The sequence below is a fragment of the Acidimicrobiales bacterium genome (genome assembly GCA_036378675.1).
Taxonomy (GTDB): domain Bacteria; phylum Actinomycetota; class Acidimicrobiia; order Acidimicrobiales; family Palsa-688; genus DASUWA01.
The window spans coordinates 66,738-82,470 of sequence record DASUWA010000016.1 but is presented as its reverse complement, the minus strand read 5'-3'; the positions used below and the strand labels follow the sequence as shown (position 1 = coordinate 82,470).

15 protein-coding genes are annotated in these 15,733 nt (G+C 64.2%); 7 read left to right on the top strand and 8 right to left on the bottom strand.

The annotated features are described in order from the left end of the window. Window positions 1-52: 52 nt before the first annotated feature. The gene (locus VFZ97_06525) at window positions 53-1,441 is read left to right on the top strand and encodes an NAD(P)/FAD-dependent oxidoreductase (protein ID HEX6393079.1); all 1,389 of its coding nucleotides are present in this window, start codon (window positions 53-55) and stop codon (window positions 1,439-1,441) included. A gap of 201 nt (window positions 1,442-1,642) precedes the next feature. Here VFZ97_06525 and VFZ97_06520 read toward each other — a convergent pair whose 3' ends face one another. Next, the gene (locus tag VFZ97_06520) at window positions 1,643-1,999 is read right to left on the bottom strand and encodes an STAS domain-containing protein (GenBank protein HEX6393078.1); all 357 of its coding nucleotides are present in this window, start codon (window positions 1,997-1,999) and stop codon (window positions 1,643-1,645) included. Window positions 2,000-2,069: 70 nt separating this feature from the next. On the opposite strand from VFZ97_06520, the gene VFZ97_06515 reads away from it, so the two are divergent. Together VFZ97_06515 and VFZ97_06510 are read left to right on the top strand one after the other, a co-directional pair. Further along, window positions 2,070-2,627: a YbaK/EbsC family protein gene (locus VFZ97_06515; GenBank protein HEX6393077.1), complete on the top strand. Its 558-nt coding sequence runs from the start codon at window positions 2,070-2,072 to the stop codon at window positions 2,625-2,627. Window positions 2,628-2,673: 46 nt separating this feature from the next. After that, window positions 2,674-3,573: a polyphosphate kinase 2 family protein gene (locus tag VFZ97_06510; protein ID HEX6393076.1), complete on the top strand. Its 900-nt coding sequence runs from the start codon at window positions 2,674-2,676 to the stop codon at window positions 3,571-3,573. 3 nt (window positions 3,574-3,576) lie between these two features. Here the strand turns inward: VFZ97_06510 and VFZ97_06505 are convergent, their stop codons facing one another. From VFZ97_06505 to VFZ97_06495, 3 genes are all read right to left on the bottom strand, one after another. Beyond that, entirely contained in the window at window positions 3,577-4,197 is a 621-nt protein-coding gene (locus VFZ97_06505; GenBank protein HEX6393075.1) for a GAF domain-containing protein, read from the bottom strand. 171 nt (window positions 4,198-4,368) lie between these two features. Then, complete coding sequence (locus tag VFZ97_06500; protein ID HEX6393074.1) at window positions 4,369-4,704, bottom strand: hypothetical protein; 336 nt, start codon at window positions 4,702-4,704, stop codon at window positions 4,369-4,371. 320 nt (window positions 4,705-5,024) lie between these two features. Next, complete coding sequence (locus VFZ97_06495; protein ID HEX6393073.1) at window positions 5,025-6,104, bottom strand: hypothetical protein; 1,080 nt, start codon at window positions 6,102-6,104, stop codon at window positions 5,025-5,027. Between the two features lie 125 nt (window positions 6,105-6,229). Here VFZ97_06495 and VFZ97_06490 point away from each other — a divergent pair, with 125 nt between their 5' ends. The 3 genes from VFZ97_06490 (at window position 6,230) to VFZ97_06480 (ending at window position 10,292) form a co-directional block, all read left to right on the top strand. Further along, entirely contained in the window at window positions 6,230-7,627 is a 1,398-nt protein-coding gene (locus tag VFZ97_06490; GenBank protein HEX6393072.1) for an NADP-dependent succinic semialdehyde dehydrogenase, read from the top strand. Between the two features lie 109 nt (window positions 7,628-7,736). Further along, window positions 7,737-9,668, top strand: a complete 1,932-nt coding sequence (gene ftsH, locus VFZ97_06485; GenBank protein ID HEX6393071.1) for an ATP-dependent zinc metalloprotease FtsH — start codon at window positions 7,737-7,739, stop codon at window positions 9,666-9,668. A 54-nt stretch (window positions 9,669-9,722) separates the two neighbouring features. Next, window positions 9,723-10,292 (top strand): GNAT family N-acetyltransferase, encoded by a 570-nt coding sequence (locus tag VFZ97_06480; protein ID HEX6393070.1) that lies wholly within the window; start codon window positions 9,723-9,725, stop codon window positions 10,290-10,292. A gap of 4 nt (window positions 10,293-10,296) precedes the next feature. Here VFZ97_06480 and VFZ97_06475 read toward each other — a convergent pair whose 3' ends face one another. The 3 genes from VFZ97_06475 to VFZ97_06465 all read right to left on the bottom strand — a co-directional run bounded on the left by VFZ97_06475 (window position 10,297) and on the right by VFZ97_06465 (window position 13,007). After that, window positions 10,297-10,551 (bottom strand): hypothetical protein, encoded by a 255-nt coding sequence (locus VFZ97_06475; GenBank protein HEX6393069.1) that lies wholly within the window; start codon window positions 10,549-10,551, stop codon window positions 10,297-10,299. Between the two features lie 104 nt (window positions 10,552-10,655). Beyond that, a complete protein-coding gene (locus tag VFZ97_06470; protein ID HEX6393068.1) occupies window positions 10,656-11,849 on the bottom strand; it encodes a PP2C family protein-serine/threonine phosphatase in 1,194 nt (397 codons plus the stop codon). Window positions 11,850-11,897: 48 nt separating this feature from the next. Beyond that, on the bottom strand, window positions 11,898-13,007 hold the full coding sequence (locus tag VFZ97_06465; protein HEX6393067.1) for a hypothetical protein: 1,110 nt from the start codon (window positions 13,005-13,007) through the stop codon (window positions 11,898-11,900). Window positions 13,008-13,068: 61 nt separating this feature from the next. On the opposite strand from VFZ97_06465, the gene VFZ97_06460 reads away from it, so the two are divergent. After that, entirely contained in the window at window positions 13,069-14,181 is a 1,113-nt protein-coding gene (locus tag VFZ97_06460; GenBank protein HEX6393066.1) for a C40 family peptidase, read from the top strand. Between the two features lie 22 nt (window positions 14,182-14,203). Here the strand turns inward: VFZ97_06460 and VFZ97_06455 are convergent, their stop codons facing one another. Continuing rightward, entirely contained in the window at window positions 14,204-15,730 is a 1,527-nt protein-coding gene (locus VFZ97_06455; protein ID HEX6393065.1) for an urea amidolyase family protein, read from the bottom strand. Window positions 15,731-15,733 lie beyond the last annotated feature (3 nt).

The window sequence follows — 15,733 nt, the reverse complement described above, 5'->3', positions numbered from 1 at the left end:
CCCCCCGCCCCGAGTGCGACCGTAACTACACGTTGATACCCGGAGGACGCCCATGACCGGCGGGAACGCGAGATACGACTACGACGTGATCGTCCTCGGCGGGGGCGCTCCGGGCGAGCATTGCGCGGGCGCGCTGGCGGACGGCGGTCTTCGCGTCGCTGTAGTCGAGCGTGACTTGGTCGGCGGTGAATGCTCGTATTGGGCATGCATCCCGTCGAAGACCCTGCTGCGCCCTGGAGAGGCAGTCCAGGCAGCCCTCGACCTGGATCAAAAGGCTTCGATTGACGTCAACGCGGCGTTGGACTGGCGCGACTTCATGGTCTCGAATTACTCAGACGCCGGCCAAGAGCGCTGGCTGGCTGACCGGGGCATCGACTTGCTACGCGGAACCGGACTGATCACGGGACTCGGCCAGATCGAGGTGGACGGGGTCCTGCATACGGCGCATCACCTGGTCGTGGCGACCGGATCCGATCCCGCGATCCCGCCTATCCCTGGTCTTCGCGACCTGGACGGCTTGTGGGGTACCCGGGATGCGACAGGCATGAAAGAGGTACCACGCAGGCTGCTCGTGCTTGGGGGTGGGTCGGCTGGAGTGGAACTCGCCCAGGCCGTTCGGCGGCTTGGAGGCGAGGTTGACTTGGTCGAATCCGCAGACCACCTGCTGCCCCGCGAGCCCGCACCGTTGGGCCAGGGACTCGGTGAAGTACTGCGACGGGACGGAATCGGAGTACTCACGGGCGTAAACACGATTGGGGCCCGCCGGGATGGCGACGACTACGTTCTCCAGCTTGGCGACGGCCGCGAGCTGATCGGTGATCGGCTCCTCGTCGCTACAGGAAGACGCCCACGATTGGACGGAATCGGGCTCGAGAACGTCGGCGTGAAGACCAGTCCGCAAGGAATCAAGGTGGACAGCCGCTTGCAAGCAGCCGATCGGGTGTGGGCCATCGGTGACGTCGTGGGAATCTTCCCGTTCACGCATGTCGGCGAGTACCAAGGCGAGGTCGTCGCCTCGAACATCCTGGGCGAGCCTCGAGACGCCAATTACGACGCTGTGCCACGTGTGACGTATACGGATCCGCAGGCCGCAGCGACAGGTGCCGTCGAGGCGCCCTTCAACGCCACCTCTCCCGTTTCTGAGGTGTCCAGGACCGCTACATATACGCACCGGTATGCGGAGTCCAACGGCTTTATGACCTTGCTCAGCGATGGTGTTCGCCTGACCGGTGCCTATGCGCTCGGACCTGAGGCCGGTGAATGGATGCAACAGGCCACCTTGGCGATCCGCGCCAAAGTGCCACTCGCGGTGCTCCGAGACACGATCCAACCCTTTCCCAGCTTCTCCGAGATCTACGCGACCACGCTCAAGACTCTCCGTCGCCACATAGCGGCCAACGAATCTTCAGCTCAGCCGCCCCAGGTCATGACGACCGCATGAGCTGGCAGCGGATGATGTGCCGTTGATAATCGGTAGCGAATCGTTTGAGACCCGGTTGCTTGGCGCTTTAGGTACGCATGGTCGAATGGACATCGATGGGTCGCTCAATGGAGAGCGTTCATCTGAAGCAGTTCCAGACTCAACAGCGGGAGAACCCGGTCCAGGGGTGGGGCCGGGTTCTACTCGTCGTACCCCATTCGGTTAGTCATTGGGCGGCCCGCTGGCGATGAGGTATTCCAGTCCGGTCAGCTGCAGCAGCCGTTTCACCTGCGGAGAGGGTGCCCGCACCACGAGGCTTTCCAACGGGAGGTAGCGGAGCGGGGATAGCAGGACGCGCAACCCGACGGAGTCAAGGAAAGTGACCAAGCTCATGTCGACAGTGATGAACGAGCACCCGGCGTCGTGGCACCGCTTGAGGCACTCCTCGAATTCTTCCGCGGAAACCAGGTCCACCTGACCCTCGAGCACGACGGTCGCTGCGGATTCGTGCATCTCGCACGACTTAACGATTCCTTCGGTGCTCGGAGGGGGATCTTGGTCGGCGCAGCCGGACGGCACCCGCCGATTCTTTCACGTGGGGGATTCGAGCATTGGAACGAACCGGGTCCGTCATGCAATCCTGATCTAAATGGGTGCTTTCCGCCTCGGCAACCTGACTACAACGCCGGCCTCCCAGCGCCCGGACCTACTCGCTGAGCCTACGCTTTCGGCTCTCGGAGAGCTCGGCTTGCTCGGGCAGGTCGGCGTCGTTGAGATCGACCCTGACCTGTCGGATACCGCCAACTCGCAGCAGGCTTATGCACTCCCGCCGAACACCCTGGCCAACTGTGTGATCGTCGCCGGAAAGCGCGAAGGGATAGAGCGCTTCGCTGCGTGCGTGGTTCTGTTCACTTCCCGGGCCGATATCAACAACGTTGTCCGGCGTCGGCTCGATGTGCGTAAGGCGTCCTTTCTGCCGATGGATAGGGCGGTGGAGATCTCGGGCATGGAGTACGGAGGCATCAACCCGATCGGGCTGCCTAAGCATTGGCCGGTTCTGGTTGACCGCAGCGTCGTCGAAACCGAGGTGGTGCTGACTGGATCGGGCCTCCGCCGCTCGAAGCTTCTCCTACCAGGTCGACTGCTCGCCGACCTCCCAAACGCCGAAGTGATCGAACGCCTTGGCATCCCGACCGGCGGTGGGTAGCTAGCGAGCATCTTTCTACGGCGCGCACCCGGTGGCAGAGTGTGCCATGAAGCCAGAGCTGGAGTTCATATTCGACCTCGTAAAACAGTTGAGAGTCGACCCGGGAAGCCGTGTTCAGCTTCAGAGGGACTATGACCCTCGTTACACCGGAGGGATGGTTGCCGAGGACGGGGCCTCACGCATGGGGGAGGGCCTTGCGCTACTCGTCGACTACCAAGACCGACTGGCTGCCCAAGACGTCTTCGGCGTGCTCCTCGTCCTGCAAGGGCTCGACGCAGCAGGAAAGGACAGCACGATCAAGCATGTGATGAGCGGCGTCAATCCTCAAGGTGTCGAGGTGCGCGGCTTCAAGGAGCCGTCGGCGGAGGAACTGAACCGGGACTTCTTGTGGCGTTATCAGGCGAAGCTTCCCGAACGCGGTCGGATCGGGATCTTCAATCGCTCGCATTACGAGGAAGTCCTCGTCGTTCGAGTTCACCCCGAGCTGCTGAAATCGGAGCGATTGCCGGACTCCGGCATCGACGAGACGATCTGGAAGCGCCGCTTTCGCCAGATCAACGACTGGGAACGTCATCTGGTCGATAACGGCATCCGGGTCATCAAGGTATTCCTCAATCTGTCCAAGGAGGAGCAGGCCGAGCGCTTCTTGAGACGGATAGACGATCCGTCTAAGAACTGGAAGTTCTCACCCAGCGACGTTCGCGAACGTCATTTTTGGGACGACTACCAGCGTGCCTTCGGGGAGATGCTGAACCACACAAGCACTGAGTGGGCTCCGTGGTACGTGGTGCCGGCCGACCATAAGTGGTTCACACGGCTTGCGACTGCGGCGGTGCTGATCAGCACCCTTGCGGACATCGACCCGCGCTACCCGGAGGTGGCGGACGAGGTTCGCCAAGACATGGCATCGGTCCGAGACGCCCTCGCCAAGGATATGAACGGTTGAGGGTTAACTCCAGTTGGTCGGCGAACGCCCCGCTTGACTGCCCACGCTCGCACCCCAGCGGCTGTTCAGCTCCGACTGACGATCAAGGCAAGAAAATCGGATCTCGTCCATGCAGATCGAAGCAAGCATGTCCAGGTTCGCCAGTTGGTCGTCCGTCCAGTCTCTCGGTACGAAGTCGATTACAGACAGCGTGCCCACGCCCCAGTTGTCCGGTGTGAGCAACGGGATGGCTGCGTACGCCCGAATTCCGAACTTGAGGGCGGCCGGGTGTTTGGCGAGAGCCGGGTCGGCAGCGAAATCTCCGACGATCACGGGGCGGGCCGTCGCGACGGCCAGAGGACAAAGCGAATACTCCAAAGGTGCCTCACGCTCCGAACGGATCGGATCGTCGAGTCCGTACGAGCTGACGAAGAACTCGCGATCGGCGTCCACGAGCGTGAGAAGCGACACCGGAGCCACAAGAAGGTGGGCCGCGAGCCGAGTCAGACGGTCGAAGCGATCGCTCGGGGGGCGATAGAGAGGCACCATCCGGCGGACTGCGGCCACCCTACGAGGGTCGGTGACAACGCGCTCGACGTAGGCGAGAGCATTTTCATGCTCGGGCCGGTCGTGCGCCCTCGCCATCCACCCGGATTGCACCGAACCCCGCATAACTCGCTCTCCTGCCCGGTTTGGCCTGAGCTGCCGGTGCCCAGACGGAACGACCCTTGATGCATTCGCCGTTAAATCTCTACCGGATCGACGGCCAATCCGCAACTAGATAGCGGCGATAATGTTGGGCAAAATAGAGTTCGTTTACGCGACGTCGAGCGGCGGAATGTCGGAAGCAGCAACCGCGACGAGTTGAGCGAGGCCATCAACCTCGCGCTGACCGCCCCGATCGTGAGGCCAGCGCCACTGTCCGTTGATATCGATCTCCAGCCATCCGAGAGACGTTCGAAGTTCGTTGATCTCTGCGACCATCGATTCCGCCGCTATTCGTGTAAGAGATCGATTGACCCGATTTCCCTCGAGAAGTTGATGTTCAAGGCACCGGACCTTGGCGACCGCCGCGACTTTCTGGCGCGGGCTCATGCGCTCGGGTACCACCCACGTGCCGACCGAAGGATGCAGGCAAACCGCCGGTGGCATTTCTTGTCGAGGCTGATCTTGTCGAGGATGGCCGATGCTCATGAATATCTCTCCTTCCCAATGGAGATATTCGAAGCATCGACCCCCGAGCTAACAACCGCTCCAATAGACGCCCAAATCGATACCAACTGGTATAACGGGGCGTCGCCAGTTATTGAAACCCGAACGCGAAAAAGATCCGCCCGGCGGGCCGGAGAAGGGGCTGGGGTGTACCCGGCCCGCGGGCGGATCGCTGTTTGACCTGCATCATAATCGCGCTCAAAGTAATAATCAAGCCACTTTCTGTAGTAATTCTGACTGAGCGTGACTGATCTGGACCTCTAGGCGTCGGGACCGTTCGCCGTCTCGGCCCTTTCCGTGACCTCTTCTACCGGAACGTCGGGAACCATTCTTCGCAGGCGCCGTGCCACCGAACCGCGGAGAGTCTCGCCGAGCCTCGATCGATGCCTCGCGACAACGAACGCTGCAACGTCGCGTGTCTTTGTCTGTTCGGCGAGGGTACCAGCGGCAGATTCCCCGTGGACTTCGACGTAGGTGCCGTCGAGGCCTTCAGTCAGCTGGCGGTAGTAGGCGAGCAGCTCGGGATGCCGGCTGGGCGTTCCATCTGCCAGGTTGGCGTGCACCACCAGAAGATCCGATTGATTGTCGGCGGCAAGCTCCGAAGCATGAAGGATCACCGTCTCACCCCACGAGGATCCGGAAACGCCGGCTACGACGACGGGGCGCTGCACGAGCGGCGCCAGCCCTCGCCGAGACAGCAGATCGCCGGCCACCTCCTCGAGGTTTCCGGAGACCCACGCGCGTCCGAGCTCGCTCAGCGCTTCCAGGTTCGAGGCCTGAAAGTACTGGCCGAGTGCGCCGCCCACCTGCTCGGCTGAGAAGACTTTTCCCGAGGCGAGCCTCCGCCTGAGAGCGTCGGGCGGCAGATCGATGAGCACGACGTCGCCAGACCTGATGATGTCGTCCGGTACCGACTCGACAGAGCCGGCTCCGGTGATCCGTGCCACGTAATCCCTGGCCGAAAGCAGGTTGGCTACGTTGAGGCTCGTGAAGACGTCGATCCCAGCGTCCAGCAGGTTCGCGACATCCATCCAGCGCTTGCGGCTCCCGTCGGGCCAGCTGTGCGCGAGTTCGTCCACGACGGCCAGGTCCGGCCTCGCCGAGATGACAGCATCGGTGTCGAGTTCGGCGAACTCGTGATCCCGGTAGGTGGTCGTCATCGGCTGGATCATCTCGAGGTCGGCGCCTTGGTCCGTTGTCTCGCTCCGACCGTGTCGCTCGATCCATCCGACTACGACCCGCTGACCGGAATCCGAACGAAGCCGGGCGTCCCTCAGCATCGCGTAGGTCTTGCCGACGCCTGGGGCCGTTCCGAGATAGGTGGTCAGTCTTCCGGCCATGACGGGACGCACCTCCCTTCGCATTAATACTGCCTTCACGTAGGGTGATCGCGCGGGGTCCCCCGACCGGCCGTACGACCAAGAATCCAGCATGGGCCACGAATTCAGGATGGGAGAGTGAAGACATGGCGATCGCGTCCATCAACCCCGCGACCGGCGAGGTCATCAAGACCTTCGACGAGATCAGCGACGACGAGCTCGACCGCCGCCTTACCGCCGCTGCCAAGGCTTTCGAGGGTTACAGGCTGACCGACTTCTCCGATCGGGCGAGGTGGATGCGAGCGGCAGCCGACATCCTCGACTCGGAGCTCGAGGCGGTCGCGATCACGATGACGCAGGAGATGGGGAAGACCCTCGTGGCTGCGCGTCAGGAGGTCCAAAAGTGCGCCAGGACGTGCCGGTTTTATGCCGATCACGCACAGGGCTTCCTCGCAGACGAGCCCGCAGACTCGGAGGCCACCGGCGCGGTGCGGGCCTACGTGACCTACCAGCCTCTCGGTCCAGTGTTGGCGGTGATGCCCTGGAACTTCCCGCTTTGGCAAGCGATGCGCTTCGCTGTTCCGGCCCTCATGGCGGGGAACGTCGGGCTTTTGAAGCACGCCTCGAACGTTCCGCAGACCGCTCTGTTCATGCAGGATCTGTTCGAGAGGGCCGGGTTCCCGGACGGCGTCTTTCAGACCCTTCTGATCAGCGCAAGGCGCGTCGGCCCGCTCCTTGACGACCGGCGGGTGGTCGCGGCAACGCTCACCGGTTCGGGACCCGCCGGTTCTGCGGTCGCCTCGGCGGCCGGACGGAACGTCAAGAAGACCGTGTTGGAACTCGGCGGGAGCGACCCCTTCGTGGTAATGCCGTCCGCAGACATCCGGCGTGCGGCGGAAGTGGCGACCACGGCCCGGCTTCTCAACAACGGTCAGTCGTGCATCAATGCAAAGAGGTTCATCGTGCACGCTGCAGTGTTCGAGGAGTTCCGCGACCTTTTCGTCGAGCAGATGTCGTCGAAGGTTGTCGGAGACCCGATGGACGAGAAGACAGACGTCGGCCCGCTCGCGTCCGAGCAGCAGCTATCGGACATCTCCGAGCTGGTCGACGACGCCATTGGAAAGGGCGCATCGGTTCTCTGTGGCGGGAAAGCCCTCAAGGGGGCCGGCTACTACTACCCGCCGACGGTTCTCGGGGACATAACCCCGGAAATGCGCGTGCACCAGGAGGAGGTGTTCGGCCCCGTGGCCACCCTCTACCGGGTTGCGAGCATCGACGAGGCCATCGCACTTTCCAACGGGACCGACTTCGGTCTCGGCTCGAACCTGTGGACCGAAGACGAGGAAGAGCGCTCTCGTTTTGTGCGCGACATCGACTCCGGCATGGTGTTCGTCAACGGGAACACCACGTCCTTTCCGGAGCTTCCTTTTGGCGGCGTTCGAACCTCAGGCTACGGACGTGAGCTGTCGGCTCACGGGATCAAGGAGTTCTGCAACGCCAAGACGGTGTGGGTGGGCCGAGGGTCGTCTTTCTCCAGCGAGTGAATTTGGGGAACCCGGGGATAAGCGAGTTTCGCCGGCGGGCGACCGGCGGGGTTCGCCCCGAGCGGATGATCTTTCGTCGTTAGCCCCCCGGGCGGCGTAGCCTTCCGGCGTGTCGAAGATCAGGCACCGATCGAGCCCTGCCCGCTCCGGACCACCCCAGGACCGCCGACCCGCCCCTGCGCCCCCGCCTCCGCCCAGGTGGAGACCGTGGCTCATCCTCATCGGGTTGTTCATCACCCTGGTGCTCATCAGCAACACGATGGCATCGAGATCTTCTTCCGTGCAGAAGCTGACCTACACGGACTTCGTCACCCACGTGACCTCGAACCAGGTCAAGACCGCCACCATCAACGCGTCCGGCGGAGTGACGGGAACCCTCACGAACGGCCAGAAGTACAAGTCGGAGATTCCTGTGGTTCCGCCACAGAACGATCTATCCCAGTTGCTGGCCGCTCACAACGTCAACGTCAGCGCTACGACAGCATCGAACGGTGTGTCGGCGGCGACGATAATCCTCGACCTGCTTCCCTTTGTCCTCTTCATCGCCTTCTTCGTGTGGATAGGGCGACGAACTAGGAGCGCGCTCGGCGGCTCCGGGGGTATCGGCGGGATCATGGGTGTCGGGCAGTCTCGGGCCAAGGTCTACGACGAAGAGAAGCCGACCACCACCTTCGCCGACGTCGCCGGCTACGGGAGCGCCAAGAACGAAGTGCGTGAGGTGGTGGACTTCCTTCAGAACCCGGGGAGATACGAGCAGGCGGGAGCCGTCGGTCCCAAGGGCGTCTTGATGGTGGGCCCGCCCGGTACCGGTAAGACGTTGATCGCACGCGCCGTCGCGGGCGAAGCGGGAGTCCCATTCCTCGCGCTAACCGGATCGAGCTTCGTCGAGTTGTTCGTCGGAGTTGGGGCGTCGCGCGTTCGTGACCTGTTCGCAGACGCTCGCAAACGAGCTCCCTCGATCATCTTCATCGACGAGATAGACGCGATAGGAGGAAAGCGCGGCGGTGGCGTTTTCGCGTCCAACGACGAGAGGGAGCAGACGCTAAACCAGTTGCTCGCCGAGATGGACGGCTTCGATCCCGCAACCGGAGTAGTGGTGATAGCGGCTACGAACCGGCCGGAGACGCTGGACCCCGCCTTGCTTAGGCCGGGGCGATTCGACCGGACAGTCGAGATACCTTTGCCGAACCTTGCCGAGAGGCGAGCCATCCTCGACGTCCACATCAAAGGCAAGCACGTCGGCCCGGACGTCGATCTCGACGTGGTGGCCAGAGGGACGCCCGGCTTCTCGGGTGCCGATCTGGCGAACCTGATCAACGAGGCGGCGATCAACGCCGTACGCGACACCCGGACCGTTCTCAGCGCGGCGGACTTCGACGCCGCGAGGGACCGGGTGCTCCTCGGCCGGAGGGACAGCTCCAACGCGCTGCTTCCCGAGGAGAAGTATTCGGTGGCCGTCCACGAAACAGGCCACGCGATCGTCGCCGCGCTGTCGCCGCACGCGGATCCGGTCGCCAAGGTGACCATCCTTCCGGCTGGTCAGGCGCTCGGGGTGACGGAGCAACTCCCTGAATCCGAGCGCCATCTCTATCCCGAGAGCTACCTGACCGATTCGCTGGCCGTGAGACTCGGCGGAAGATCCGCCGAACTGATTGTGATCGGCGAGGCCTCGACAGGAGCGTCGAACGACCTGGCCGGCGCCACGCAGCTGGCTTTGCGAATGGTCAGGGAGTGGGGCCTGTCCGACCGGGTGGGGCCCATCGGATACTCGTCGGACGGTCCCGGTTATCTCGGTGAGAGCGGCCTTACCGCCCGCCCGTACGCCGAGTCGACCCAACGTGCCATCGACGAAGAAGTCGCCCGACTGCTCAGGGATGCGCAGGACCGGGCGACGACGCTGCTGTCGGCGCACCGCGAGGAACTCGACAAAGTGGTGCAGCTCCTTCTCGAGAAGGAGACCATCGACGGCAGCCAGTTGCTGGAGATCCTGGGTGGATCTGGTGACCGTGCCCCGGCAGAGAAGATCCCTACGGCCACCTGAGTAGGTCCGACCCGGGACAGCCGGGGATTTCGCGCTTCCGAATACGGTGGAGCCATGCCTGATTCAGGCGCTGAGATCGCCTTTCGTTTCGCGTCGGTTGACGACGTCGATGCTGTGGTCCGCCTGGTGGAGTCTGCCTACAGAGGCGACTCGAGCAGGGCGGGATGGACGACCGAGGCGGATCTGCTCGACGGGCAGCGCACTGATGCAGAACAGGTGGGGGACATGGTCCGGAGAACCGGATCCGTCATAGTCCTTGCCGAACGGCACGCGGCACTGTGCGGCTGCTGCCACCTCGAGCACGTCCGCTCCGACCGGGCGCGATTCGGCATGTTCGCAGTCAGGCCGGAACTGCAAGGGGCAGGGGTGGGGCGCTTGCTGCTTTCTGAGGCCTGCCGGTTGGCCGCGTCGTGGGGAGCGGAAAGGCTCGAGATGGCGGTAATCAAGCAGCGGACCGACCTGATCGCCTGGTACCGAAGGCTCGGGTTCAACCCGACGGGCCGGACGGAGCCTTTCCCGTACGGGGACGATCGGTTCGGCCGTCCGCGCCAGCTGGGCCTCGAATTCCTCGTGCTAGAAGGGGAATGCGTGGGAATGGCTCAGCGGGCAAGCCCAGAGCTCTAGCGGCCTAATCGATCCACCGGAGCCGGTGGCCGGCGTCGGGCGGCGAGTCGTCCTCTCCGAACTCGCGAGGTGGTCTCACGGATTTCCGTCGGTCGCGCAACCTCAGTTCGACCATCCGCTCCAGCATGGAATCGGACAGGCTGCCGACCTCTAAGAAGTAGTTGAGCCTGCGCAGCTCGTCGTCCTCCTCGCGTGTGAGGCCCTTCGAGTCGGTGAGCGTCGCGTCTTCGGCGACCGGACGGGACTTGGCTCTCAACACACCCGGTTGATCGGCAGCCGGGGGGACATCTGGGAGGATACGGCCTCGGGAAAGCGGACAGATCGGAAAAATCGTCCGGAATTCGGAGCGCGCCACCCGTCTGGTCAGCCGCTGGCTGTCAGCGCTCGAGCGTCGGCGCTTTGCCGGGTGGCATATTCGTGATCTCGCCAGCGAGCAGCCAACACGGCGATGTCGTCACCCGTGGTCTCGGCCTGGTCCCGGTTTCGGACAACCTCGTCGATCAATTCGGCGGTAGACGACCAGTCCCGACCTCCGATCCGCTCGACGAGCATCTCCAGACTCGTGTCGATAGGCACGTCGCGTCTCTCGACCAGCCCGTCCGTGTACAGCAGGACTGTGTCGCCAAGGTCCAGCCGGTGCCGGTTGATCGGCACGGACTTGACATATCCGGCCCCGAGGGGCGGGGACTGCTCCATGTCGAGAAACTCCGACTGCCCGTCGTCGTGGATCACCAGCGGCGGGAGGTGCCCCGCCGACGCCCAGAGGAGATTCCCGGTGGAATCAAGGCGCGCGCATAGGGCGGTGGCGAAGTACCCCATCTCGGCTGTCAACGTGTGCACGACGGAGATCAGGTCGTCCGGGGCGCTGCGAACGAGCCGCAGCGCCGCCATGGCGGTCCGAAGCTCGCCCATCTGGGCAGCTGCTTCCACCCCGTGCCCGGCCACGTCGCCGACTGCAAGGGCTACCGTCCCGTCGGTCATTGCCTTCGAGTCGTACCAGTCGCCGCCGATTCGCAGGTCGGCAGTGCCTGCTACGTAGCGAGCAGCCAGGTCGAACCAGCTGCCGACGGCGAGGGCGGTCGGAAGCAAAGATTTCTGAAGCGCCTGCGAGATCTGGGTTGCCCGCTCGTGCGCTGCTGCTTCCGTAATCGCCGACGCGAGCCCGGCTGCTACCCGCCCGAGGTCTCGTACCTGCCGGGCTTCGACCCGCTCCGCAGGCCCGTCGATGGCGATGCTCAGGGCGCCCAAGACATTGTCCCCACTGCTCAGGGGCAGTACGACCCACGTCTTTTCGCCCACCGGCACCACTTGGGTTGTGCCGGACTGGACGGCCAGGTCAACGACTTCGTCAGCGAGCGACGGCCGATCGCCCATGTCGACAACAAGGTGATTCGCGTCACCTTCCCGGAGGTGTATGCGGCAACCCAGGGCGACGGTCTCGAGGATCCATTCAGCAACCGATCTGGCCAGCTCACCGCGATCACCCATCGACTCGAGCGGGGAGAGGATTCTGACCAGCTGGGGTAATGCCGCGAGGCTCGGGTTGGTGGTTGGCATATTCTAAGTCAGGCCTGCGCCTGGTGAAATCCTACGGAATCTCACCAATTAGCCGCTCAGGACCGGTAGCACGGTAGCCGGGCAGGTCGGTCTGGGCAGAGCACTTGCGGCTGAGCCGTTGTTCGACAGGGCCGCCATGACGTCTTGAAGAGCGACGGGATCGTAGATGACTCCGACGTGGTCGGTGAGATCGGTCGGACACTGGGCTTGTAACGTCACGTTCTCCACGTTCTCGGTCGCCGGAAGAAACGCCGACTGGTAGGGCGTAACGACCTCGTCGTGGGACGTCTCTATGACGTAGTAATTGACGCCGGATGCGTCCGAATAGCCGTTCAGGGCATTGAGAAACGCCGACCCCGCTTCCTGTTCAGAGCACGCTGGGCAACCCAACGAGGTCGGGAAGCTGTACACGCCGGGCCCGAAAAGCCCGGTGAAGATCGGTACGAGTCCTTCCGCTGCGCTGCCGTGGTTCGAAGGGGCAAGGCCGACGAGGGTGTGGACCTGGGCAGCGTCCCCGAGTCCTGGATAACGCTGGTCCGACGTGCTGTCGATCAGGTACCTGGGCATCATCCCTCCCTGAGAGTGCCCGACGACGTCGACCTTGAGCGGATGGGATCCGGCTGGGTACCCGGCGGCGTTTCCGGACTGCTCGAACGTGTCGGGAATCACCTTGTCGGATATGAACCCCTTGAGCTCACCGGCAGAGTTCTCGATGTAGTCGAGTCCGTACGAGTGGTCGCCATAGGTAGTCGTCATCGAGTTGGCCCCGTAGTTCAGCCCGAAGACGCAGTAGCCGGCGTCGGAGAGCAGGGGAGCGAGCGTTTGCCAGGTCAGGTTCTCGTTGGCGAACGTGCCGTGCACCAGAACCACGGGATACGGGTGGGCAACGGCCGGCGTGCACGGTGCGTTGACGATCCCCGGGGGCATGCCGTTGTCGTTCTGGCCGATCTCGGTGGCGAAGCCTTTCAACGCCCCGGTCCCCGGCGGAGGAACCGGAACCTGAGGTGGCGGAGGGGCGGACGGCGAAGCAGCCCCGCTGGAAGCGAGCGCTGGTCCTGCGAAGAGCCCGAGCAGCCCGGCAGCGGCGACCAGGAAAAGACCTGGTCGAATCCGGGGCTTGCGCCGTTTGGTCGTATTCGGATGCTCCCTCCGATCCACGATGTGAACAATTTCTGTTGCTCGGCGAAAAGTCCTTCCAGCATGTACCGTTGGCAACCAAATGCGGGGGCGCGGGGCGATAGGCGGTTTCTTGGGCGTGCTGCTCACTGCCCTCACCGCGTGCGGTGCAGCTGTCGCACCGCACGGCTTGGCGCGCGCCGGCGTTGGCGTCGCCGCGGTCCCGGATGTTCGAACGAGCACGATTGCCCAGCCGAGTCCGGTCGCACCACCCGGGTCTTCCGTGCCGAACCAACCCGATGGCACGGCCACGCGACCGGGCGCCGACCGAATTCCGGAGACGGAGACCGCGGGCATCCCGCAACCGGCTTGGGTTGCTGTGCCCGTGCTGACCGTATGGGAGCGCCCCGACTTCGTAAGACCGGTCGACTCGCCCTTGCTTCAAGCCGCACCGGCGGTCGGTAAGTGGATCGCGTCGATGAGCTACAGCCAGAAGCTCGATCTGGGGCCGCGGATGGCGACCCAGGCGCTGCTCGACGACCCCCTAACCGTTCTCGATGTCGAAGGGGATTGGGCACACGTTCTTGTAAATGACCAAACCGGAAGCGTGTACACCCACGGGATCGAGGGGTGGGTTCCCACCGCCCAGATCACATTCTCTCGGCCATCGACATCCGGCCTGACGGCCACGATCAAGGTTCCTTTCGCGCGGGCAGGGAACCTGAGCCTTTCCTATGGCACCCGGCTCCCGGTGGTCGGCTCGTCGGCGACCTCGTTCGAGGTTTCGACCCCGGAGGGATTGCTCGAGGTATCAAAGTCCGATGTTTCGACCGGGCCGGTGACGTCCGGCGGCGTACCCGTCCTGAGACAGGCCGAGCAGTTTCTGGGATTGCCATATCTCTGGGCCGGCACATCGGCTTACGGCTACGACTGCTCCGGCCTGACCTACGCGGTCTACCGCCTGTTCGGGGTGACGCTGGCGCGCGACGCAGCCGACCAGGCGCAGCAAGGGACGCCCGTTGCGAAGAACGCCCTTCGACCAGGGGATCTCGTTTTCTTCGCCGCCGGTGGGTTGGTTCACCATGTCGCGGTCTATGCGGGCTCCGGCATGATGCTCGATGCGCCCCAGACCGGCGGGCGGGTGGAGTTGGTGCCGCTGTGGAACTCCTACCTCTCGGCTCAGTACGCCGGCGCCCGGAGGTATATCAGCAGCTGACCGTCCGGGTAGCCGGGCGAGGTCATTGGAGCGCGAACCGGATCCGTACACCGGGCCGGCACTGCGCCAGCCGGTCGACTCCGTCGTCGGTCACGATGGCGGCGACCGGATAACCGCCGGTTGTCGGATGGTTGCGCAGAAGCACGATCGGCGAGCCGTTGGGTGGTAGCTGAACCGCCCCAGCCAGCATTCCTTGCGATGGCAGCTCGTCGCGAACGTCGACGGAGACCAGCGGTCCGCTGAGGCGAACTCCGGTCCGGTCGCTCGTGGCGGCCACGTCGAACACCGAGTTCCCGAGCGCCTCGAGTCCCGCCTCTCCGACCCGCTTGTCGCCCGGGCCCCTGCGGGCCGGGATGGTGATGACCTCGCCCGGACGCGGCACCGGTGTCGGTTCGCGATCGCCCGACGGCCCGACGGGCCGTGCGCCGTGATCGTCGCCCAACGCCAATTGGTCCCCGTCCTGAAGCGGAGGCGGGCCCAGCCAGGACAACGTGTCGGTCGATGCGCTGCCGAGGACCGGATCCATCGCTATCCCGCCTGAAAACGCAACGTAGATCCGCGCCCCGGCGTCGTAACGCCCGATCCGTAGTTCGCTGCCCGAGCGCAGCTGTAGCGCGGTGTCGAGTCGGGCCGGCATTCCATCCACGGTTACGACGGCCCTGGCTCCGGTCACTGCCACCGCACGATCGCATCCCATGCGGAGGTTCGGACCGGAGAGCGTCGCTTCCAGAAGCGGGGCCGAGGGATCGTTGCCCACTAACCGGTTGGCAAGCCGGGCCGAGCGTCGGTCGGCAACCCCGGCGCGAGGGACCCCGACGTGTGCCCACCCGATCCGGCCGTCGTCCTGGATCGTGGCAAGTGGACCTGCCTCGAGAACGCGCACGTAGCGATCCCGTTCAGAGGGCTGGGCGGGCGAACGCCAGCCGGGCGGCGGTCCTACCTCGTCGACCGGCTGGAACCTCACAAGATCACCGGGTGAGAGAAGTGCCGGCTCGGGACAGCTGGGATCGAACATGCTCACGTCAGTTCGCCCGATGATGCGCCACCCGCCGGGCGTTGACTGCGGGTATACCGCCGTGAATTCCGACGCCAGAGCGACCGACCCGGCCGGGACCGACGTCCGCGGGGTCGCCAGGCGCGGCACCCGAAGCGCCGGGTCACCGCCCGCCAGATAAGCGAAGCCGGGGGAGAATCCCAGGAATGCGACCTTGTACTCGACTTCTGAGTGCCTTCGCGCAACGTCCTCGGATGTGAGATGGCCGATGGCGCTTACGTCGCCTGTGTCGAACCCTCCGTACGCCACGGGAATCTCGAAGCGGTTCGGTTTCAGCGTCTCGTTCGCGGCTGCTGGAGTAGAAGTGATCGGCGCCACCGCCGCACTCACGTCCGAGGCTCCTCGCATAATTACAAGGACCGTCTCTGCGCCTGCGACTATCTCCTCGGTTCCGGGCGGGGGATTGGCCCGCAGGAGGCGCCAAAGACGGTGAACTGCATCCAGGTGTCCGACGTACACGAGGAGAGCGCGATCGCCGACAGCCTCGATTTCCATATG